Below are 20,266 nucleotides of genomic sequence, written 5' to 3'. Positions count from 1 at the left end.
GAACTGGTTCTTGATGACGTGGACCGGGCACTCGACGCGCGCGCGCGAGCGGGCCTTGATCCGTTCGCAGATCTGCGTCAGCGGCTTCACCGGCCCCTCGGCCATGCCGCGTAGCGTGTCCGGCTTCATGGCGAAGTTCCACTTGATGTCCTTGTGCAGCTTGCCCTTACGCTGCGCGTGCGCAATGTCCGACTCGTTGGCGGCCGTGCAGACCACGCTGTGGGCCAGGGGCCCGAGTCGACATCGACGCCCGTGTGCCTTGCCGCATCAGCAGGCCTCGCTCGGTCAGGTGCGCATTGACTTCGGCGCGGATCGCCGCGCCGAGCTCGTACTCCTCGAGCAGACGGCGAAACTTCAGAAGCGTCGTTGCATCAGGCACGTTATGCCTGGCCAGATAGATGCCGACAAACTCGCGCATGGCTTGGCTGTTGTACAGCGCGTCCTCGAGTGCTTCGTCGGCCAGCGTGTACCACCGCTGCAGGAAGTACATGCGCAGCATCTTGGTCAGCCCGATGGGCGGTCTGCCGACCTTGCCGCTCTTGGGGTTGTGCGGCTCGATCACCGCCTCCAGCCGCGCCCACGGCACGACCGTCTCCATCTCTGCAAGGAACCTCTCCCGTCGCGTCTGGCGCTTCTTGCCCGCGAACTCCGCGCCGGCAAAGCTGGTTTGCTTCATGCGGGCATCTTGGCCCGCTCGGGCATCGTCGGCCATTGAGGTCAGCCCGGACAAATCAGCTTCCCCGACGGCACGCCGTGATCGCAGTGCCGACGTGGACCGGCAGCGCCGATGTGCGCCCCTGCCGCCCGGGAGCCGGTGCCGGCAGACCGGACGAGGCATCGCGTCCCGCTAAGCCCCCGCGCGGCGTGCGCCACGCCCGGTGGCATGTGCGGTCGCGGACAAAGACGCAGGGGCGTTTTGCTCGCTCCGAGCTAGAGACGGCAGCCCGCCGTTCGACCATAGTCCTTCCGTCTACAAGCGCATCAGCAAGGGGAAAAATCAGCCATGAACGCACCGATCATTAAGAAGGTTCTTGTCGACAGCGGCGAGCTGAGGATGAAGGTGGCCGGATTGTTCCAGGCGGTCGGAGTGTCGCCCGAGCATGCGGACCAGATCGCCGAGGTCGTCGTCTTCGCCGATCTGCGCGGCGTCGAGTCGCACGGGGTCCAGTTCACGCCGCGATACGTCCGCGGCATCGCCCGCGGCCACCTGAACCCGAAGCCGGACATCCGCGTCGTCCACCGACGCGGCGCGGTCGCCGTCGTCGATGCCGACAACGGACTGGGCTTCCTGTCGGCGCGCCGCGCGATGAAGGAGGCCATGGCGATCGCCGCCGAACACGGCAGCGGCTCGGTGGCGGTGCGCAACAGCAACCACTTCGGACCGGCGGCCTTCTACCCGATGATGGCGCTGGAGGCGGGAATGATCGGCTACGCCACGACCGACGGCCCCCCCCACACGGTCGTGTGGGGCAGCCGCAGGCCGGTGCTTTCGAACGACCCAGTCGGCTGGGCCTTCCCCACCCTCGAAGGCCTGCCGATCGTCGTGGACACCGCGTTTACCGGCGTGAAGGAGAAGATCAGATTGGCCGCCCAGCGCGGCGGCACGATCCCGGCCGATTGGGCCGTCGGGCCCGACGGCAATCCGACGACCGACCCGAAGGTCGCGCTCGAGGGTTACCTTCTGCCCATCGGCCAGCACAAGGGCTCGGCGCTGATCATCGCCAACGAGGTCGTCTGCGGCGCCTTGGCCGGCGCCCTCTTCAGCTTCGAAGTGTCGCCGAAGCTCGTGATGGGTGCGGACCATCACGATTCATGGAAGTGCGGCCACTTCGTCCAGGCGTTGGATCCGGGCGCCTTCGGCGACCGCGACGCATTCTTGCGCCGCACCAGCGAGTTGGCGTCGGCTCTGCGCAACGCGCCGCGCGCCGAGGGCGTGCAGCGCATCTACCTGCCCGGCGAGATCGAGGCCGAACTGTCGGCGCAGCGCTTGCGGGACGGGCTGCCGCTGGCGGTCACCACGCTCGAGGCCCTCGACGCCGTGGCCCGCGAGGTCGGCGCGCCCGTACCGTCGGCGACGCTGGCCACGCGCGAGATGCCGTGATGGCGCACAAACCGGTTCCGGCGGCTTGGGCCTGTGCCAGCTGCGGGTTCAGGATGGGGGAGCCGATCGCGAGGCTGGGGGTCAGCGAGCTCAGTCTGGTCTCGGACCGTCGCTTCCCCGGCCGCTGCGTCCTCACGCTGCGCGAGCACGCCACCGAGCTGTTCGAGGCGTCGGCGGCGGCGCGGCAGGGGTTCGTCGAGGACATGAGTCGCGCGGCACGCGCGATCAAGCTGGCGACGGGCGCCTTCAAAATGAACTATGAGATCCTCGGCAATGCCGATCCGCACGTGCACTGCCATCTGATCCCGCGCCGGCAGGACGAGCCCAACCCGCGCGTACCGGCGTGGCTGCATCCGCAGGCGCAGACCGAACTGGACGAGGCGAGCGCGCAGCAGATAAAGGCGCGCATCCGGGAGTTGCTCGATGCCAAGGACATTTAGGATCAAAGGGAGACACGAGTCGATGACCAGCGTCACCGCCGCTGAGCGCTTCGTCTACTCCTTCGCCGAGGCCACGCATCTCGACGCGGCCGCGCTCGGCGGCAAGGGCGCCGGGCTGGTCCAGATGACGGCCGCGGGCTTTCCCGTGCCGCCGGGTTTCGTCATCTCGACGCAGGCATGCCGGGTCAGCAAGGACGGTGCGGTTCCCGAGGCGCTGTGGCGCGAGATCGTTCAGGCCGTGCATCAGCTCGAGGAGCGGACCGGCTGCGGCTTCGGCAAGGGGCCACGGCCGCTGCTGGTGTCGGTCCGCTCGGGCGCGCCGGTGAGCATGCCGGGCATGATGGACACCGTTCTCAACCTCGGGATGAACGAGGAGACCACGGTCGCGCTGGCGAAGGCGACCGGCGGCCGCTACCGCTTCGCCGCCGAGACCTTCGCCCGGTTCGCGCGCATGTTCGCCGACATCGTGCTTGGCGCCGCTGACGAGAGCGCCGCCGACGGCGCGAGCCTCGACACCGTCGAGGACGAGAGGTCGCTGCGATCAGCGGTCCGACTCGTCGCCGAAGGCGTCGGTGCGTCCGGCACCTTTCCGGCCGACCCGTGGGCGCAGCTCAGACAGGCGGTGGTCGCGGTGTTCGAGTCATGGAACTCGCGCCGTGCGATCCGCTATCGCGACCATCACGGAATCGCGCACGATCTGGGTACGGCGGTGGTCGTGCAGCAGATGGTCTTCGGCAATCTCGGTAGCCCGTCGGGAACGGGCGTGGCCTTCACCCGCGATCCGCGGGACGGTTCGCCGAAGCTGTTCGGCGAGTATCTCGAGAACGGCCAGGGGGAGGACATCGTCGCGGGAACGCACACCCCGGAATCGCTCGATGATGTGGGGCGCCGCTATCCGGAGCTGATTGGGCAGTTCCACTCGTTGGCGCGTTCGCTCGAGAAGACCTACCGGGACGTCCTCGACATCGAGTTCACGGTTCAGGAGGGCGTGCTCTACCTGCTGCAGGTGCGTCCGGGCAAGCGCACCGCCGAGGCGGCGATCAGGATCGCGGGGGATCTGTACAAGGAGGGTCTCGTCGACCGCGAGACCGTGCTGCAGCGCGTGACGGCCGATCATCTGCGCCAGGTGCTCCGCCCCCGGTTCCTCGTGGAGGCCGTCGAGGCGGCGCGCGCCGGCGGTGCGAGGTTGGCACAGGGTACGGGCGCCTCACCGGGGCAGGTCAGCGGACGCATCGTTTTCGACCCGGATCGGGCCGAGCAGGTGGCCTCAGGAGGAGACCCGGTCGTCCTGATGCGGCTGTTCACGAGCCCGCGGGACTTGCACGGGATGCTCGCCGCGCGCGGGATCGTGACGGCCCGAGGAGGCTCGACTAGTCACGCGGCGGTCGTGGCGCGCGCTCTCGACAAGCCGTGCATCGTCGGCTGCGAGTCGCTCGACATCGACGCCGAACGACGCGTGGTTCGCGTGGCCGACCGCGAACTACCGGAAGGTACTCTCGTTTCGCTGGACGGCTCTACTGGAGAGGTGTTCGAGGGGACGTTGTCGACCGGCGCCCTCAGCACCGACTCTGTGAGCCACATCGGCGCCATCCTGGGGCTGGCCGACGACCTCAGCGGCTGCACCGTCTTCAACCGGGTCTCCACGCCGGACATGGCGCGTCAGGCCATCGCTGCCGGCGCCCACGCCATTGGCACCCGCATCGACGAGACACTGGCCGCGACTGCGGGATTCGAAACGCTGGTCGATGCCGTGTCGGCCGACAAGCGCGGAGTGACGTCGGCGGACTCCAACTCCAACGCGCTGGCCGCGCTTGAGGAGGTGATCGCGGAGGCGTTGACCGACGTCATGCGGGCCGTCTATCCGAAGCCGTTCGCGGCGCGGATCGCCAACCTGTCCAGCGGGGTCGCTGGCGAAGCGGTGTCGGATTTCACTGACGTCGCACCCTCGCCGGCCATCTGGCTGCCGCTAGGTTCGCCGCAGTTGCTGCGCGCGCAGATCCGAGGACTGGTGCGCGCGAAGGAGACCACCGGCTACCCGGACAACGTGATCTTAATGGTCGGCGGCATCAACACGGAAGCCGAGGCGATCGCGTTGAGGGCCGCCTGCCGCGAGGCGGGCGGCGCCAAGCTTAGGCTCGGCGTGGCCGCGCGCAGCCCGCACGGGCTGCTGGAGTTGCCCCGCATCGCCCGCCACGTCGACATGGCCTGGATCGACTACCGGTCACTGTGTGCCGCGATCTACCGCTATCCCGACGACCTGATGCTCGCGCAGGACGCATGGAAGTCGTACATCGCCGACGGTTTCATGCCGCTGGACCCTGCCAATGAAGTAGACGAGGCGATCAAACTGTTGATGCCCACCCTGACGCCGGACACACACGCCTGCGAGTTCGGCGTCACCTTTTATGGCTGGGGGGTCAGCGAGAAGGTGGTGCGCTTCTTCACCGAGCGCGGTTTCAGGAACTTCGGCGTCGAGATGAACGGACTCGCGGCCACCCGGCTGCTGCTGGGCCGCCTGGCATCGCAAGAGGGTGCATTCGGCCCGCCCGCCTGAGGCGCTCCGGTTTGGTCGCCGCCACGAGCAATAGACACAAATCCTTAAGGAGTTAATCCATGAAAGAGATCGGCCTAATCGGCCTTGGAAACATCGGCGGCGGAATGTGCCGGCGCCTTCTCGACCGCGGCATCGGCGTCGTCGGGTTCGACCTTTCGCCGGCGGCCACGAAAGCCGCCGCGGAACACGGCGCCCGGATCGAGGTCAGCCCCGCGGCGGTCGCGCAGCAGGTTGATGTCGTTGTCACGTCGCTGCCGAATCCCCCCATCGTGCGTGACGTCTACCTGGGCAAACAGGGTCTGGTCGCGCAGGCGCGGCCAGGGAGCACGCTGATCGAGACCAGCACCATCGACCCGAACACCATTCGTGAGGTCGCGCAGGCGGCGACCAAGTCCGGCATCCGGATCCTCGACATCGCACTGTCCGGCGAGCCGCCGCAGGCGGTCCTTGGCGAACTGGTCTTCCAGGTGGGTGGCCCCGACGAGTTGATCGACCAGCATCTCGAGTTGCTGCAGGTGCTGGCGAAGAAGATCAACCGCACGGGCGGCATTGGGACCGCCAAGACGGTCAAGCTCGTGAACAACCTGATGTCGCTGGGCAACGTCGCTGTGGCCGCCGAGGCTTTCGTCCTGGGCGTGAAGTGCGGGATGGAACCGAAGCGGTTGTACGAGATCCTGTCCGTCTCGGGCGGACGCTCGGCGCACTTCATCAGCGGGTTCCAGAAGGTCATCGAAGGCGACTACGGCGCCAGCTTCAAGACCAGCCTGGCGCTGAAGGACATCAACCTCATTCTCGACCTCGCCAACGAGGAGCACTACGCGGCGCGGCTCGCGCCGGTCATCGCATCGCTGTACCGCGACGCCGTTGGGCGAGGGCTGGGGGAAGAGAACTTCACGTCGGTGGTCAAGGGCTACGAAGCCACTGCAGGCATTCGCGTTGCCGAGTCCGGCTAGCGCACTGGACGCACATGGCATGGCTGCCACGCAGTTCGTCGTTGTTCGGCACGTCGAGACGGAATGGAACCGGGACGGTAGGATCCAGGGCCACTTGGACAGCCCGTTGACGTCGGAAGGGATCACCCAGGCGCAGACCCTCGCAAGGCGGCTGAGCGAGATGCGGTTCGACCTGCTCGTAAGCAGCGACTTGGGCCGCGCGAGCGCGACGGCTGCTTACATCGCTACCGAGACGAAGCTGCCCGTCCTGCTTGATGCCAGGCTGCGCGAGCGGAACTACGGAATCTTCCAAGGCCTCACACGCCCTGAGGCGCAGGCCAAGTTTCCCGAAGCCTATCGGCGCTACAGCGACGAAGACGTCAATTTTGCGATTCCCGGCGGGGAAAGCACACAAGCCGCCTTCGAACGCAGCCTGGGATGCTTGGAGGAGCTTGCGGCGCAGCGGGCTGGGCAGCGGATTCTCGTCGTCACGCACGGGGGCGTGCTGGACGGCCTCTATCGACACACGACGGGCTTGCCCCATGTCGGCTCTCGCGTGTTCACAATGGTTAATGGAAGCATCAACGGGTTCTCTTACGAGTGCGGCGTGTGGCGCCTGGATTTCTGGGCCGATGTGGCGCATTTGGACGGCAAACCGTTGGATGACGTTTGACGCACGCAAGCGAAAGGGTAGTCTCGATCGGCAAGATCACTCAGCCATGCAAACCTAAAGAAGCCGCGTTCTGGTAGGCCGTCAGTCATTCGAGGCTGATGGCTATCGATAGCTGCGCGCGTCCTCGATGAGCTTGCCATCGTTCGGAAGGCTGCCGGGCGGCAGCAGCAGGACGTCGCTGCGCAGCTTGGTCACCTCGCGCACGCTACCGGCGATGCGCTCGGCCAGGCCTTCCGGCCGCTCGGACACTTCGACCTGCAAGGTCATGCGGTCGCGGGCCACCTCGCCGTCCATGACTAGGCGCGCCTTGATCACTTCGCGGTGGCGTCGCACGATGTCTGCCACCTGGCCGGGGTGCACGAACATGCCGCGCACCTTGGTGGTCTGGTCGGCTCGCCCCATCCAGCCCCTGATGCGCCGGTTCGTGCGGCCGGTCGGGCAACGGCCCGGCAGCAGTGCCGAGAGGTCGCCGGTGCCGAAGCGGATCAAGGGGTAGTCCGGGTTCAGGGTCGTCACGACGAGCTCGCCGACTTCGCCGTCGAGCACCGGGTCGCCGGTACCGGGGCGCACGATCTCGACGATCACGCCCTCGTCGAGCACCAGGCCCTCGCGCGCGGCGGTCTCGTAGGCGATGCGGCCGATGTCGGCGGTGGCATAACACTGATAGGCGTCGATGCCACGTTCGCCCAGCCACTGCTGCAACGACGCCGGGAACGCTTCGCCGCTGAACAGCGCCTTTTGCAGCGATGCAGCGCGGATTCCCAGATCGAGCGCCTTCTCGAGCAGGATCTTCAGGAAGCTCGGCGTGCCGACATACGCGTTCGGGCGCAGATCGGCCATCGCATGCACTTGCAGCTCCGTATTGCCCACACCACCCGGAAACACGGTGCAGGCCAGCGCATGCGCGCCGCTTTCCATCATCCCGCCCGCGGGGGTGAGGTGATGGCTAAAGCTGTTGTGCACGAGGTCGCCAGCGCGAAAGCCGGCCGCATGCATCGCCCTAGCCACCCGCCAGTAATCGCAGGCACGGCCCTCGGGCTCGTAGATCGGGCCGGGCGACTGGTACACCCGCAGCGCGCCCCGACGCGCACCCCAGCCGATGGCCGAGCAGCCTCCGAACGGGTCGCTCGCTCGCTGCGCCTTCTGTCGCTCCAGCAGTTCATGCTTGCGGACCACAGGCAGCGCGGCCAGCGCGCTGCGGCTCGTCACCGAGGCCGCGTCGATGTCGCGCAGCGATTCGGCAAACGCGCTGGTGGCCACCTTCGCATGCGCCACCTGGCCGGGCAGCGCGGCCATCAGTGCGGTTTCGCGTGCGGCGGGGTCGCGCGTCTCGAGCGCGTCGTGGCACTCACCGCTCATGACATGCAGCCTCGCCTATGCCAGCCATCGCTTGCGCCGCCGGTAGCTCTTGGATTCGCGAAAGCTCTTGCGCTGGCCTGCGCCCATCCCGAGGTAGAACTCCTTCACGTCCTCGTTGCCGGCCAGCTCGGGAGCGGGTCCGTTCATCACCACCCGCCCGTTCTCCAGGATGTAGTCGTGGTCGGCGTATCTCAGCGCCATCTGGATGTTCTGCTCGGCAAGCAGGAAGGTCACACGCTCCTTCGCGTTCAGGTCCTTGACGATCTCGAACACCTCCTCGACGATCTGCGGCGCCAGCCCCATCGATGGCTCGTCGAGCAACACCAGGCTGGGGTTGGCCATCAGGGCACGCCCGATCGCACACATCTGCTGCTCGCCGCCGGAGGTGTACGCGGCCTGCGAGGCGCGCCGCGTCTTCAGGCGAGGGAAGTAGGTGTAGACCTTGTCGAGGTTGGCGGCGATCTCGCCGCTGCGCTTGCGCGTGTAGGCACCCGCGAGCAGGTTCTCCTCGATCGTCAGGTGCGCGAAGCAATGGCGGCCCTCCATCACCTGCACCACGCCGCGCTGCACCAGCTGGGCCGGCGACAGGTCATCGATTCGCTCGCCGCGCAGTTCGATCGAGCCCTTGGTCACCTCGCCGCGCTCGCCCCTGAGCAGATTCGAGATCGCCCGCAGCGCCGTCGTCTTGCCGGCGCCGTTGCCACCGAGCAGCGCCGCGACGCCGCCCTCGCGCACCTGCAGCGAGACACCCTTCAGCACGAGGATGACGCGGTCGTAGATGACCTCGATGCCGTTGACGGCGAGAACGGTGTCGTTCATGCGGGCTCCATGCGCGTGCAGTTCGACCGCCTCAGGAGGCGCAGTCGTCGGCGACTCTGCGTGTCAGCTGCTTGTCGGCGGCGTAGCGCTTCGTCGCGACCTCGAGCAGCGGATCCAGGATTGCGGGGTCGGCCCGTAGCCAGTCGGAGCTCACCTCCCAGGTCGTGCCGTTCCACGTGTAGGCACGCGCCGCTGACGGACCCATGTGGTCCTTGCAGCTTGTTGCCGTCGGCCGCATGACGTCGGCAATGCCGAGCTCCTCGAGCCGCTTCTGGTCTATCTGAAGGTTCTCGTAACCCCAGCGCGCCTGCGCCGGCGTCATCACCTGGCCGATGCCGAACTTCTGCTGGGCGCGGCGCACGCCTTCCACGGCGAACATCGCGTTCATCAGGCCGCGCATGTACAGCGCAGAGCCGACCTCTTCCTTCGGGCCCGAGCCCTCGCCCTTGGCATGGAGCTTGTCCACAACCTTCTTCGCGATCTTCGAATCCAAGGCGGGTCCTGGCAGGATGAGCACTGCGCTGTAGCCCTCGGCACCTGCCACGCCCTTGACGTCGGAGTCGGAGCCGGACGGCCACACGCCCACCACGCGGTTCCTCGGGAACCCGGTGGCCTGTGCCTCCTTCAGCGCCGTGCTGTTCATGACGCCCCAGCCCCACAGCAGCACGAAGTCGGGCCGGCTCTTACGGATCTGCAGCCAGGCGGACTTCTGCTCGACCCCGGGGTGCGGCACGGGAATGGTGACCAGTTCGAAGCCGTGCTTCTTCGCCCGCGCGGTGAGCACCGGGATGGCTTCCTTTCCGTAAGGGCTATCGTGGTAGAGCAGCGTGATCTTCTTGCCCGCCAGCTTGTCGAGGCCGCCCGCCTTCTGCGCCACGTACTGAACCTGCGTGTCGGCCGAGGCCCAGTGGGTGCCGGCGATCGGGAAGCTCCACTTGAAGACTTCTCCGTCGGCGCTTTCGCTGATGCCGTAGCCGGGCGTGAGGATCGGGATCTTGTCGGCGGCGCCGCGCTCGGTGAGCGCGAAGGTGATGCCGGTCGACATGGTCTGTAAGACAGTGGCGCCGCCGTTCTTCCCCTTCATGCGCTCGTAGCATTCGACGCCGCGGTCGGTGGCGTAACCCGTCTCGCACTCCTCCCAGAGCACGCGCACGCCGTTGATGCCGCCCTCCAGGTTGACCAGCTTGAAGTAGTCGACGAAGCCGTTGGCCCACGGCGTTCCGCTGGGCGCATAGGGCCCGGTGCGGAAGGTGAGCAAGGGGAAGTATTGCGACTTGTCTGCCGCGAAGCTCGGCCCGGCAGCGGCCGAGATCGTCAATGCCGCGGCGGCGATGAACGCGCGTGTTTTCGTCATGTTGTCTCCAGTCGTGTTCGATGGGTTCGGCCGTACTTGCTCACGCAGCCCCTGGCTGCGCTGCTTCAGTGAGGAAACGGCCAGATCCTCAGCTTCTGCTTTCCGAGCGACCACAGCCGGCTCAGGCCGTGCGGCTCGACGATCAGGAACCAGACGATCAGCGCGCCGAAGATCATCGTCTCGGCGTGCGATACGGCCGTGGTGGAGATCACGACGCCGACGAGATTGCCGATGCCCGGCAGCGCCTGGTTGAGGAAGATCGGCAGCAGCACGATGAACGCGGCACCGAAGAAGCTGCCCATCACGGAGCTCAGGCCGCCGATGATCACCATGAACAGCAGCTGGAACGAGCGGTCGATCGAGAACGCCGCCGGCTCCCACGCGCCCAGGTGGACGAAGCCCCAGAGCGCGCCGGCCACGCCGACAATGAAGCTGCTCACCGCGAACGCCGTGAGCTTGGCGTAGACCGGGCGGATGCCGATCACCGCCGCGGCCACGTCCATGTCGCGGATCGCCATCCACTCGCGGCCTATTGCGCTGCGCACCAGGTTCTTGGCCACCAGCGCGAACACGATCACGAAGGCGAGGCACAGCAGGTACTTCTGCGCGGGTGTCTCGATCCGCAGCCCGAACATGCTCAGGCCGGCCACGCTCACCGAGCCCGAGGGCGAGTCGTTGGTGAACCACTTGATGCGCAGGAAGGACCAGTCGATGAAGAACTGTGCCGCCAGCGTGGCCACCGCGAGGTACAGCCCCCTGATGCGCAAGCTGGGAATGCCGAACAGCACGCCCACCAAGGTGGCACACCCACCGCCGAGCAGCAGCGAGGCCAGCAGCGGCATGCCCTGGATGCGCACCTGGAAGTTGTAGGCCGCTTAGGCGCCCACCGCCATGAACGCGCCGGTGCCCAGCGAGATCTGACCGCAGTAGCCGACGAGGATGTTGAGGCCGAGCGCGGCCAGCGACAGGATCAGGAACGGGATGAGGATCGCGCGGAACAGGTACTCGCTGGCCGTCCACGGCACGAGCACTGCCGCACCGAGCAGCAACATCGCCATCACCCAGCGATCCTGCAGGATCGGGAAGATCTGCTGGTCAGCGCGATAGGTGGTCTTGAGCTGGCCGTTCTCGCGATAGAGCATGTGGTGTCTCCTTGTGTGCTCAGACGCGGTCGATGACCTTCTCGCCGAACAGCCCTTGCGGCCGCAGGAGAAGGAAGACGAGCGCCAGCGCATAGGCGAACCAGATCTCGATGCCGCCACCGAGCGCCGGGCCGAGGTAGACCTCGGAAAGCTTTTCGCCCATGCCGATGATCAAGCCGCCGACGATGGCACCCGGCACCGACGTGAGGCCTCCGAGGATCACCACCGGCAAGGCCTTCAGCGCCACCAGCGACAGCGAGAACTGCACGCCCAGCTTGCTGCCCCAGATGACGCCGGCCACCAGCGCGACGAAGCCCGCCACGCTCCAGACGATCACCCAGATGCGGTCGAGCGGGATGCCGATCGACTGCGTGGCCTGATGGTCGTCGGCCACCGCGCGCAGCGCGCGGCCGGTGGAGGTCTTCTGGAAGAACAGCGCCAGCAGCGCGACCAGCGCGGTGGCGATCGCGGCAGCGTACAAGTCCTCCTTACTGATCAGCAATCCGCCCTGCAGGGTGCTCTCCAGCACCGTCAGCGGGTCCTTGGGCAGGCCAACGTCGATGGTGTAGATGTCGCTGCCGAAGAGGCTCTGGCCGAAGCCGTCGAGGAAGTGCGCGATGCCCAGCGTGGCCATCAGCAAGGTCACGCCCTCCTGGTTGACCAGCTGGCGCAGGCACAGCCTCTCGACCGCCCTGGCCACGGCGACCATCACGGCGATCGCCGCCGCGAAGGCGAGCACGTTGGCCACCAGCCGACTGTGGATGCCCAGCAGCGACGGGATCCACTCGGCGAAGCGCGCCATCGCGAGCGCCGCGAACAACACCATCGCGCCTTGCGCGAAGTTGAAGACGCCGGAGGCCTTGAAGATCAGCACGAAGCCGAGCGCGACCAGCGAATACAGCATGCCCGACATCAGGCCGCCGATGAGAGTCTCGAGTAGGAAGCCCATCATCGTGTTCCTCAGTCGGTCGTGCCGAGGTAGGCCTTGATGACCTCGGCGTTGCCGCGTACCGCGTCGGGCGTGCCATCGCCGATCTTCTTGCCGTAGTCGAGCACCACGACGCGGTCGCAGATGTCCATCACGACGCCCATGTCGTGCTCGATCAGCACGATGGTGGTGCCGAACTCGTCATTCACGTCGAGAATGAAGCGGCACATGTCCTGCTTCTCTTCGACGTTCATGCCGGCCATCGGTTCGTCGAGCAACAGCAGCGTCGGCTCCATCGCGAGCGCTCGGCCGAGATCGACGCGCTTCTGCAGCCCGTACGGCAGGCGCCCGACCGGTGTCTTGCGCCAGACCTGGATCTCCAGGAAATCGATGATTCGCTCGACGACCTCGCGGTGCGCGATCTCTTCCCTCTCGGCTGGCCCCCAGCGCAGCGCCTGCAGGAACAGGTTGCTCTTCATGCGCAGATTGCGGCCCGTCATGATGTTGTCGAGCACGCTCATGCCCTTGAAGAGCGCAAGGTTCTGGAACGTGCGTGCGACGCCCATCTCGGCGACCTGGCGCGAGCTCATGTGCCTGAAGGTCTTGCCGCGAAAGGCGATCGAGCCTGCCTGCGGCTGGTAGACGCCGTTGATGCAGTTCAGCATCGAACTCTTGCCCGCGCCGTTCGGGCCGATGATGGCTCGGATCTCGTGCTCGCACACGTCGCAGCGCCGCCGACGTGCCGCAGCAGCTCGAGGCCTATGTCGTCGATCTCACGGCGTTCCTGTCCGGTCCGGGGCATCGGCGGTACGTCCAGGTGTTGGCCGAGTCGCCGCCCACGGCACGCGATGCGCGGCTCATCTGGCAACGCGGGCCCGAGCGGGGCCATGCGATGCTGGCGTCGTTCCTGCAGGCCGCCCACGCTGCAGGCCATCTGCACTGCTCCTCACCCGCCGCCAGCGCCGAACTGCTGCTGGGCATGGCGCTGGGGTTGGACCTCGTGCGCTCCATGTATCGGGTGGCGCTGGCCAGATCTCGCCCGCAGGAACGCCAGGCCCACGCCGCGCAGGTCGTGGACCTCTTCATGCAGCTGCATGCCCATCCGGATGAGCATGGGCCGCCCGGATGACGGCCTCGAAGGCGGAACCTGACTGAGCGCGGATCGGCCGTCCACACCCTGCGGACCTCAAAACCGCCACACGTATCGAACCTGCCCGAAGTTTTCACCGGGATTGGGCTTTCGCAGTCCGGCGTTCGAGAAGTGCTCTACGCGCAGTTGCAGTTCGTGCTCCTGCCGAGCGCCCAAGCGCAGCCCCAGCGCGATGTGGTCGCCGAAGTTCACCCGGGTGCTGAAACGACGATCACCGCCTCGATAGCGGGGCGAGACGATGTTCAGTCCGACACCGCCCTCGAGGAACCACCGGTGGCCGAATGCCCAGCGAGCGATCGGCTTCAGCCCCAGCTGCAGGCTGACGCGAGGGTCCCCGGCGTCACCCGCAGCGCGCGAGCGCCACACGCCGATGGTCGCCTCGATCTGCCACGTCAGCCGGCCCGGCCACACGCGTGGCGCGACGCTCCACGGCCATAGCGCGCCAACCGCGAAGGCTGCCGAGCGGTTCGATCGCGACCACTGGACGAATCCGTACTCGGGGCAATCTCCCGGCGCGCGCTGTGCGGCTTCTTCGGCATCGGGCCACAGGCACAGGGCTTGAGCACCCGGGGCGCAGACTGCGGCCAGCATGAGCAGCGCCGTCGAGCGAATGCGTGGCCTGCTGCATCGAATGGAGCCGAGTGCCACTGCATCGCATCCAGATGAAATGACCAGCCCCGACTGTGGCGCTTCGAGCGGCCAACCCCGCAGACGGCGTGCCGCGCTCCTCTATTGCACGCCGCCGCCCAGGGCTCGGTACATCGCGATGCGGCTTTGCTGTTCGGCCAGCCGCGTCTGCACTTCGGCCTGCGCGGCAGCAAACAGCGACCGCTCGGCGTCGAGCAGTTCCAGCGTCGTGCCCACGCCGTTGTCCACCCGCACCTGCACGAGTTGCAGACGCGCCGCCTCGGACTGCCTTTGCACCTCGAGCGCGCGCAACTGGTCCATCAGTGTCGCGCGGCCCGCCAAGGCGTCCGCCACATCGCGGAACGCGGCCTGGATCGCGCGCTCATACTGCGCCAGCGCGATGTCGCGCTGGGCCGTCGCGCCTCGGACCAGCGACTCCGTCCGGCCGGCATCGAAGATCGGCATCAGCAGTTGCGCCGCGAAGCTCCAGGCCCCGTCCTTGAACAGGTCGCCCAGTTGCGTGCTCGCGGTGCCCAGACTGCCGGTCAGCGAGATCCGCGGCCAGTAGGCCGCCCGCGCTGCACCGATGTTGGCATTGGCGGCCACGAGCAACTGTTCGGCCTGCCGCACGTCCGGGCGCTGCAGCAAAACCTCCGAGGGCAGCCCGGTCGGAACCTCCGCGAACGCCAGCGACTGGATGCGTGGAAGCGTGGAGACGGCCAGCGGCTGACCCACCAGCAGGGTCAGCGCGTTCAAGTCCAGCTCGCGTTGGCGCGTGAACTGTGCCAGCGCCGCCTGGGCGGAGGCCGCGAGGGACTGCGCCTGACGCAGGTCCAGCTCCGAGGCGGTGCCGTGCTGGTAGCGCAACTGCGTGAGATTCAGAGACTGCTCGCGCGACTTCACGGTTTCGCGGGCAATCTCGAGCAGTTCGTCGTCCGCACACAGGGACAGCCAGGCCTGCGCGACCGATGCCACCAGCGCGACCTGCGCGGCGCGACGACCCTCCTCGCTGGCTGCCAGTTGCGCTGCCGCCGCGTCGCTGCCGGCGCGGATGCGGCCGAACAGGTCCAGTTCCCAGGCCGACACCGTCAATCCTGCGGTGTAGGTGCCAGCGACATTGCCATTGCTGCCGGTGCCGCGCACGGCTGACGCCCCGGCATTCAGCGTGGGCCACAGGTCGGCACGCCGCTGTCCGAGCACGGCCCGCGCCGCCTCGATGTTGAGAACCGCCACGCGCAGGTCGCGGTTGTTCGCAAGCGCTTTCCCGATGACCTCGCGCAGCGCAGGATCGGGGAAATACTCCTGCCAGCCGGTGGCCGCCGCGGCCTTGAGGCCGTTCTGTGGCGACGACGCCGCATTCGGGAAAGCCGCTGCCACGGGCGTAGCGGGCAGCGTCAACGGCGGCGTGGGCGCGGCACACCCCCCAAGACCCGCCACGGCGGCTGCCAGGAGACCCCATCGCTTCAACGTCGCGCCCTTCATGCCTGCTCTCCATGTCCCTTGGCCACCGGGGCTGCTGCGGCAGCCGGTGCGTCATCCAGTTCGTGCGCATAGAACTTGCGCTGCCGCTCGCTGCCCTTGAACAGCCGCCGCACCACGACGAAGAACACCGGCACGAACAGCACCGACAAGGCGACTGCGGTGACCATGCCGCCCATCACGCCGGTGCCGATCGAGCGCTGGCTCGCAGAGCCAGCGCCGGAGGCGATGGCCAGCGGCAGCACGCCCAGGACAAAGGCCATCGAGGTCATCACGATCGGGCGGAATCGCAAGTGCGCCGCTTCCAGCACGGCCTGCAGGACGGAGCGGCCCTGGGCCTGCAGATCCTTGGCGAACTCGATGATCAGCACCGCGTTCTTCGCCGACAGGCCAATGATGGTGATGAGGCCGATCTTGAAGTACACGTCATTGGAGAAGCCGCGGCCCATCGTTGCCAGCACCACGCCGAGCACGCCCAGCGGCACGACCAGGATGACCGCCAGCGGAATCGACCAGCTCTCGTAGAGAGCGGCCAGGCATAGGAAGACGGCCAACAGCGAGAAGCCGAACAGGAACACGGCCGTCGCCCCCGCCAACCGCTCTTCGCGCGACTGCCCCGTCCACTCGAAGCCGAATCCCGGCGGCAACTGGCCCGCCAGGCGCTCCATCTCGGCCATCGCCTCGCCGGTGCTGACACCGGGCGCCGCGTCGCCAGCGATCCGCATGGTGGGGTAGCCGTTGTAGCGAATGGACTGCATGGCGCCGGTCACCCAGCGTGTGCTGGCGAAGGTTGCCAGCGGTACGGGCTGTCCCTTCGAGTTCGGGGCCGTCAGCCGCAGCAGATCCTCGGGCTGCATGCGTGCCTGCGCGTCGGCCTGGACGACGACACGCTGCAGCCGCTCGCCGCTCTGGAAGTCGTTCACGTAGGCCGAACCGATCGCCGTCGAGATCGTCGCGTTGATTGCCTCGAAGCCGACGCCCAGGGCGCTGGCCTTGTCGCGGTCGATCACCAACTGCAGTTGCGGCGCGTCTTCGAGGCCGTCCGGCCTGACGCCGGCCAGCAGCTTGCTCTGCGAGGCCATGCCCAGCAGCTGGTTGCGCGCCGCGATGAGCGCTTCGCGCCCATTGCCGCCGCGATCCTGCAGCCGGAATGCAAAGCCAGTGGCCGAGCCGAGTTCGGGAATCGGTGGCGGGCTGAGCGGGAAGATGAAGGCATCCTTCACCCCCATCAGAGCGCCGAAGGTGCGGCGCGCCAGCGCCTGTGCACTCTGGGCTTCGCCCTTGCGCTCGTCCCAGTCCTTCAGGGTGACGAAGGCCAGCGCCGAGTTCTGGCCCTGGCCGGAGAAGTTGAAGCCAAGCACGCCGACCATGCTGCGCACTTCCGGCTGCTTGAGCACGAAGCCCTCGACCTGCTGCATCACCTGCAGGCTGCGGTTCAAGGTCGCTCCGGGCGGCAGCTGTATGTTCACGAGGATGTAGCCCTGGTCCTCGTTGGGCAGGAAGGACGTCGGCAGCCGATAGGTCAACCAGCCCACACCCGCCACGATCGCCACGTAGACCAGCAGCATGCGGCCGGTGCGGTTGAGCAGGCGTACGAGGAATCCTTCGTAGCGCTTGGCGGTGTTGGCAAAGCCTCGATTGAACCAACCGTAGAAGCCGGTCTTGGCATGCGCGTGCCCGGCCTCGACCTGCTTGAGCAGCGTCGCGCACAGTGCCGGCGTGAGCGACAGCGCCATGAAGGCCGAGAAGGCGATGGAGGCCGTCATGACGGCCGAGAACTGCCGGTAGATGTTGCCCACCGCGCCGGTGAAGAACGCCAGTGGTACGAACACCGAGATCAGCACCACCGTCACGCCGATGATCGCGCCGGAAATCTGCCCCATGGCCTTGCGCGTGGCCTCGCGAGGCGGCAGGCCCTCCTCGCTCATGATGCGCTCGACGTTCTCGACCACCACGATGGCATCGTCGACCACGATGCCGACCACGAGCACCATGCCGAACATGGTCAGCACGTTGATCGAGAAACCGAGCGCCAGCAGCACGCCGAAGGTGCCCAGCAGCGCCACGGGCACCACGATCGTGGGGATCAGGGTGAAGCGCCAGTTCTGCAGGAACAGGAACATCACCAGGAAGACCAGCACGACCGCTTCGATCAGGGTCTCGACCACCTTGCCGATCGAGATGTCGACGAAGCGCGAGGTGTCGTAGGGCACGGCGTAGCTCATGCCCTGGGGGAAGTAGCGCTTGAGCTCCTCCATGCGCGCACGCACGAGCCTGGCAGTCTCCAGTGCGTTGCCGCTCGGCGAGAGCTGGATGCCGATGCCGGCGGAGGGCTTGCCGTTGAGCCGCGCCGACGTGGCATAGGTCTGCGCCCCGAGCTCGATGCGGGCCACGTCGCGCAGCCGCACCGACGAGCCGTCGGCGTTGGCGCGCAGCACGATGCTGCCGAACTGCTCGATGCTCGCGAGCTGCCCCTCCACCTGCACGGTGGCCGAGATGGCCTGATCCACCGGGTTGGGCAGGTCGCCGATCGTGCCGGAGGAGACCTGCGCGTTCTGTGCGCGAATCGCCGCGTTCACGTCGCCCGCGGACAGGTTCAAACTGCGCAGCTTCGCCGGATCGATCCAGATGCGCATCGCGCGCTCGGTGCCGAACAGCTGCGCCGTGCCGACCCCCGGCACCCGCTGCAGTTCGGGCAGCACGTTGCGTGCCGCGTAGTCGCCCAGCGCGATCGGATCCCACTTCGGGTCGTCCGAGCTGAGGATGGTGAACATCAGGAAGTTGGAGCGCGCCTTGTCGACCCGCACGCCTTGCTGGGTCACGGCCGCGGGAAGGCGCGGCGTGGCGCGCGACAGGCGGTTCTGCACGTCCACCTGCGCCAGGTCCGGATTGGTGTTCGGCGTGAAGGTCAGCGTGAGCGTGCCGGTGCCGTTGGCCTGCGCCACCGACTCCATGTACGCCAGGCCTGGCGAGCCGTTCATCTCCTGTTCGATGACCGACAGCGTGCTGTTTTCCAGAGTCTTGGCCGACGCTCCGGGGTAGGTGGCGGTGACGACGATGGACGGCGGCGCAACCGTCGGGTATTGCGCCACGGGCAACTGCGTGATGGAGACGATGCCCGCCACCACGACGAACAGCGCGATGACCCACGCGAAGATGGGCCGGTCGATGAAGAACTTGGCCATGGGTGCTGCACCCTCAGCGGCTGGCAGCCGAACCCGCCGGGGCGGCGGCGCCGGCAGAAGAGGCCGCGGCCGAGGCCGGCTTGGCGGGCGCCCAGGGCACTGGCTTCACCGGCGAGTTGGGTCGCATCTTCTGGAATCCTTCGACGATGACCTGATCTCCGGCGGCCAGGCCCTGGGTCACGATCCACTGCTTGCCCGCAGAACCCGCGACCTTGACCGGGCGCGGGCCGGGCTTGCCGCCCTCGCCGACGACAAGCACGGTGTCGCCTTGCGCGGTTCGCGTCACCGCCTGCTGCGGCAGCAGCACCGCGCCGGCGATCTCGCCCTGTACGAGTCGCGCGCGCACGTACATGCCCGGCAGCAGGCGGCCCGAGGGGTTGGGCACCTCGGCACGCAAGGTCACCTGCTCGGTGGTCGGATCGACGCTCAGATCCGCAAACAGCAGCCGCCCCTTCTGCGGTAGTTCGCTGCCGTCGTCGAGCACCACCCGCACGGCGGCCGATTCCGCGGGCGCCTTGCCCGCTCCCGCGACCTGCTGCCGCAGCCGGTCCACTTCGATGACCGACTGGGTGGCATTGACATAGACCGGATCGATCTGCTGGATCAGCGCCATCTGCGTCGCTTCGGCCTGCGACACCAGCGCGCCCTCGGTGACCAGCGCGCGCCCGATGCGCCCCGAGATCGGGGCCGTCACGGTCGCGTAGCCCAGGTTCAGCTCGGCCGTGCGCAACGCGGCCTTGGCCGCGGCCACGTCGGCCTCGGCCTGCGCCTGTGCCGCCTGGGCGTTCACGAAGTCCTGCTGGCTGACCGCGTTGGCCGCGCGCAGCGGTGTGTAGCGTGTCACTGTCGCGCTGGCCTGCATCAGATTGGCCTGGGCCTTGGCCAGCGCCGCCTTGGCACTGTCGGCGGCCGCCTCGTAGGGCGCGCGGTCGATCTGGAACAACGCCTGGCCTGCCTTGACCTGCGAGCCTTCATTGAACAGGCGCTTCTGGACAATACCGGTGACCCGGGCGCGCACTTGGGCCACTCTGACGGGCTCGACACGGCCCGGCAGCTCGGCCGTCAGCGGCGCCGTCTGGAATGCCACCGTCACCACCGAAACCTCCGGCGGCGGCGGTGCGGCTCCACCACCGGCCGGCGCCTGCCCCCCTCCGCCGCTGCCGCCACAGGCCGTGACGACCATAAGCGTGGCAACGCTGGCACAGGTCGCTACCCGCAGGCGGGCACGGGTCGTCGGTTGCTGGCCGCGGCTCATGGGGCCCGAGGTGGCTGGATGCATGGGATCGGTCCTTGTGGAGGCTGGTGGATGCAGTAAATACAAGCGCGAATGTATATTATCGTATGGAGTGCTTCGGTCCTGCAGGCACTCCGACCTGAGTTCGCCGATCTGCTGGAATCGCGTCGAGACGCACGCCAGCGCATCCTGCTCAGAACTGGAACAGCGTCAGGCCCGTCCCTACACTGGTCTGTCGGTGGTTGTAGTCCAGGAGAGATTCGCCGTAGCCGGAGAACACCTGAACGTA

Annotated in this window: 15 protein-coding genes and 3 pseudogenes; 6 read left to right on the top strand and 12 right to left on the bottom strand. The window is 67.4% G+C overall.

The window, feature by feature from the left end; genetic code table 11:
* Positions 1-676, bottom strand: a pseudogene (locus AB7U92_RS04740) (transposase); the annotation flags it as partial.
* A 327-nt stretch (positions 677-1,003) separates the two neighbouring features.
* Here AB7U92_RS04740 and AB7U92_RS04735 point away from each other — a divergent pair.
* The 5 genes from AB7U92_RS04735 to AB7U92_RS04715 are packed head-to-tail and all read left to right on the top strand — an operon-like array spanning position 1,004 to position 6,700.
* Positions 1,004-2,101, top strand: a complete 1,098-nt coding sequence (locus AB7U92_RS04735; RefSeq protein ID WP_428575039.1) for an Ldh family oxidoreductase — start codon at positions 1,004-1,006, stop codon at positions 2,099-2,101.
* Positions 2,101-2,541 (top strand): HIT family protein, encoded by a 441-nt coding sequence (locus tag AB7U92_RS04730; protein ID WP_148211123.1) that lies wholly within the window; start codon positions 2,101-2,103, stop codon positions 2,539-2,541. The genes AB7U92_RS04735 and AB7U92_RS04730 overlap by 1 nt, the downstream gene beginning before the upstream one ends.
* A gap of 22 nt (positions 2,542-2,563) precedes the next feature.
* Positions 2,564-5,095: a pyruvate, phosphate dikinase gene (locus AB7U92_RS04725; protein WP_428575038.1), complete on the top strand. Its 2,532-nt coding sequence runs from the start codon at positions 2,564-2,566 to the stop codon at positions 5,093-5,095.
* A 59-nt stretch (positions 5,096-5,154) separates the two neighbouring features.
* Positions 5,155-6,048, top strand: a complete 894-nt coding sequence (locus AB7U92_RS04720; protein WP_011831880.1) for an NAD(P)-dependent oxidoreductase — start codon at positions 5,155-5,157, stop codon at positions 6,046-6,048.
* A gap of 19 nt (positions 6,049-6,067) precedes the next feature.
* On the top strand, positions 6,068-6,700 hold the full coding sequence (locus AB7U92_RS04715; RefSeq protein ID WP_041930431.1) for a histidine phosphatase family protein: 633 nt from the start codon (positions 6,068-6,070) through the stop codon (positions 6,698-6,700).
* Positions 6,701-6,802: 102 nt separating this feature from the next.
* On the opposite strand, the gene AB7U92_RS04710 is transcribed toward AB7U92_RS04715, so the two are convergent.
* The 6 genes and pseudogenes from AB7U92_RS04710 to AB7U92_RS04685 all read right to left on the bottom strand — a co-directional run.
* Positions 6,803-8,059 (bottom strand): phenylacetate--CoA ligase family protein, encoded by a 1,257-nt coding sequence (locus AB7U92_RS04710; RefSeq protein ID WP_011831882.1) that lies wholly within the window; start codon positions 8,057-8,059, stop codon positions 6,803-6,805.
* Between the two features lie 15 nt (positions 8,060-8,074).
* Positions 8,075-8,878 carry an ABC transporter ATP-binding protein gene (locus AB7U92_RS04705; protein WP_428575037.1) on the bottom strand — a complete coding sequence of 268 codons (804 nt, stop codon included), beginning with the start codon at positions 8,876-8,878 and terminating at the stop codon, positions 8,075-8,077.
* 31 nt (positions 8,879-8,909) lie between these two features.
* Entirely contained in the window at positions 8,910-10,232 is a 1,323-nt protein-coding gene (locus AB7U92_RS04700; protein ID WP_011831884.1) for an ABC transporter substrate-binding protein, read from the bottom strand.
* 65 nt (positions 10,233-10,297) lie between these two features.
* Positions 10,298-11,374: pseudogene (locus tag AB7U92_RS04695) on the bottom strand (branched-chain amino acid ABC transporter permease).
* A 19-nt stretch (positions 11,375-11,393) separates the two neighbouring features.
* Positions 11,394-12,323 (bottom strand): branched-chain amino acid ABC transporter permease, encoded by a 930-nt coding sequence (locus AB7U92_RS04690; protein WP_041930432.1) that lies wholly within the window; start codon positions 12,321-12,323, stop codon positions 11,394-11,396.
* An 11-nt stretch (positions 12,324-12,334) separates the two neighbouring features.
* Positions 12,335-13,027, bottom strand: a pseudogene (locus tag AB7U92_RS04685) (ABC transporter ATP-binding protein); the annotation flags it as partial.
* A gap of 14 nt (positions 13,028-13,041) precedes the next feature.
* Here AB7U92_RS04685 and AB7U92_RS04680 point away from each other — a divergent pair.
* Positions 13,042-13,431 (top strand): TetR/AcrR family transcriptional regulator C-terminal domain-containing protein, encoded by a 390-nt coding sequence (locus tag AB7U92_RS04680; protein WP_128003505.1) that lies wholly within the window; start codon positions 13,042-13,044, stop codon positions 13,429-13,431.
* A 57-nt stretch (positions 13,432-13,488) separates the two neighbouring features.
* Here the strand turns inward: AB7U92_RS04680 and AB7U92_RS04675 are convergent, their stop codons facing one another.
* From AB7U92_RS04675 to AB7U92_RS04655, 5 genes are all read right to left on the bottom strand, one after another.
* Positions 13,489-14,043, bottom strand: a complete 555-nt coding sequence (locus AB7U92_RS04675; RefSeq protein WP_128003504.1) for an acyloxyacyl hydrolase — start codon at positions 14,041-14,043, stop codon at positions 13,489-13,491.
* A 138-nt stretch (positions 14,044-14,181) separates the two neighbouring features.
* Complete coding sequence (locus tag AB7U92_RS04670; RefSeq protein ID WP_128003503.1) at positions 14,182-15,561, bottom strand: efflux transporter outer membrane subunit; 1,380 nt, start codon at positions 15,559-15,561, stop codon at positions 14,182-14,184.
* Positions 15,558-18,743 (bottom strand): efflux RND transporter permease subunit, encoded by a 3,186-nt coding sequence (locus tag AB7U92_RS04665; protein ID WP_128003502.1) that lies wholly within the window; start codon positions 18,741-18,743, stop codon positions 15,558-15,560. Before AB7U92_RS04665 ends, AB7U92_RS04670 begins: the two co-directional genes overlap by 4 nt.
* A gap of 13 nt (positions 18,744-18,756) precedes the next feature.
* A complete protein-coding gene (locus tag AB7U92_RS04660) occupies positions 18,757-19,998 on the bottom strand; it encodes an efflux RND transporter periplasmic adaptor subunit (RefSeq protein WP_240668674.1) in 1,242 nt (413 codons plus the stop codon).
* 172 nt (positions 19,999-20,170) lie between these two features.
* The gene (locus tag AB7U92_RS04655) at positions 20,171-20,257 is read right to left on the bottom strand and encodes a phospholipase A (protein WP_428575040.1); all 87 of its coding nucleotides are present in this window, start codon (positions 20,255-20,257) and stop codon (positions 20,171-20,173) included.
* Between the last annotated feature and the right edge of the window lie 9 nt (positions 20,258-20,266).

Source organism: Piscinibacter sp. (assembly GCF_050175855.1).
Classification (GTDB): Bacteria; Pseudomonadota; Gammaproteobacteria; order Burkholderiales; family Burkholderiaceae_C; genus Piscinibacter.
This window is presented reverse-complemented; position numbering and strand designations above follow the sequence as displayed.

Bases quoted from the DNA above. Each gene is read 5' to 3' on its own strand.
- AB7U92_RS04735 (WP_428575039.1), top strand. From the start codon at position 1,004: ATGAACGCACCGATCATTAAGAAGGTTCTTGTCGACAGCGGCGAGCTG.
- AB7U92_RS04730 (WP_148211123.1), top strand. From the start codon at position 2,101: ATGGCGCACAAACCGGTTCCGGCGGCTTGGGCCTGTGCCAGCTGCGGG.
- AB7U92_RS04725 (WP_428575038.1), top strand. From the start codon at position 2,564: ATGACCAGCGTCACCGCCGCTGAGCGCTTCGTCTACTCCTTCGCCGAG.
- AB7U92_RS04720 (WP_011831880.1), top strand. From the start codon at position 5,155: ATGAAAGAGATCGGCCTAATCGGCCTTGGAAACATCGGCGGCGGAATG.
- AB7U92_RS04715 (WP_041930431.1), top strand. From the start codon at position 6,068: ATGGCTGCCACGCAGTTCGTCGTTGTTCGGCACGTCGAGACGGAATGG.
- AB7U92_RS04710 (WP_011831882.1), bottom strand. From the start codon at position 8,059: ATGAGCGGTGAGTGCCACGACGCGCTCGAGACGCGCGACCCCGCCGCA.
- AB7U92_RS04705 (WP_428575037.1), bottom strand. From the start codon at position 8,878: ATGAACGACACCGTTCTCGCCGTCAACGGCATCGAGGTCATCTACGAC.
- AB7U92_RS04700 (WP_011831884.1), bottom strand. From the start codon at position 10,232: ATGACGAAAACACGCGCGTTCATCGCCGCCGCGGCATTGACGATCTCG.
- AB7U92_RS04690 (WP_041930432.1), bottom strand. From the start codon at position 12,323: ATGGGCTTCCTACTCGAGACTCTCATCGGCGGCCTGATGTCGGGCATG.
- AB7U92_RS04675 (WP_128003504.1), bottom strand. From the start codon at position 14,043: ATGCTGGCCGCAGTCTGCGCCCCGGGTGCTCAAGCCCTGTGCCTGTGG.
- AB7U92_RS04670 (WP_128003503.1), bottom strand. From the start codon at position 15,561: ATGAAGGGCGCGACGTTGAAGCGATGGGGTCTCCTGGCAGCCGCCGTG.
- AB7U92_RS04665 (WP_128003502.1), bottom strand. From the start codon at position 18,743: ATGGCCAAGTTCTTCATCGACCGGCCCATCTTCGCGTGGGTCATCGCG.
- AB7U92_RS04660 (WP_240668674.1), bottom strand. From the start codon at position 19,998: ATGAGCCGCGGCCAGCAACCGACGACCCGTGCCCGCCTGCGGGTAGCG.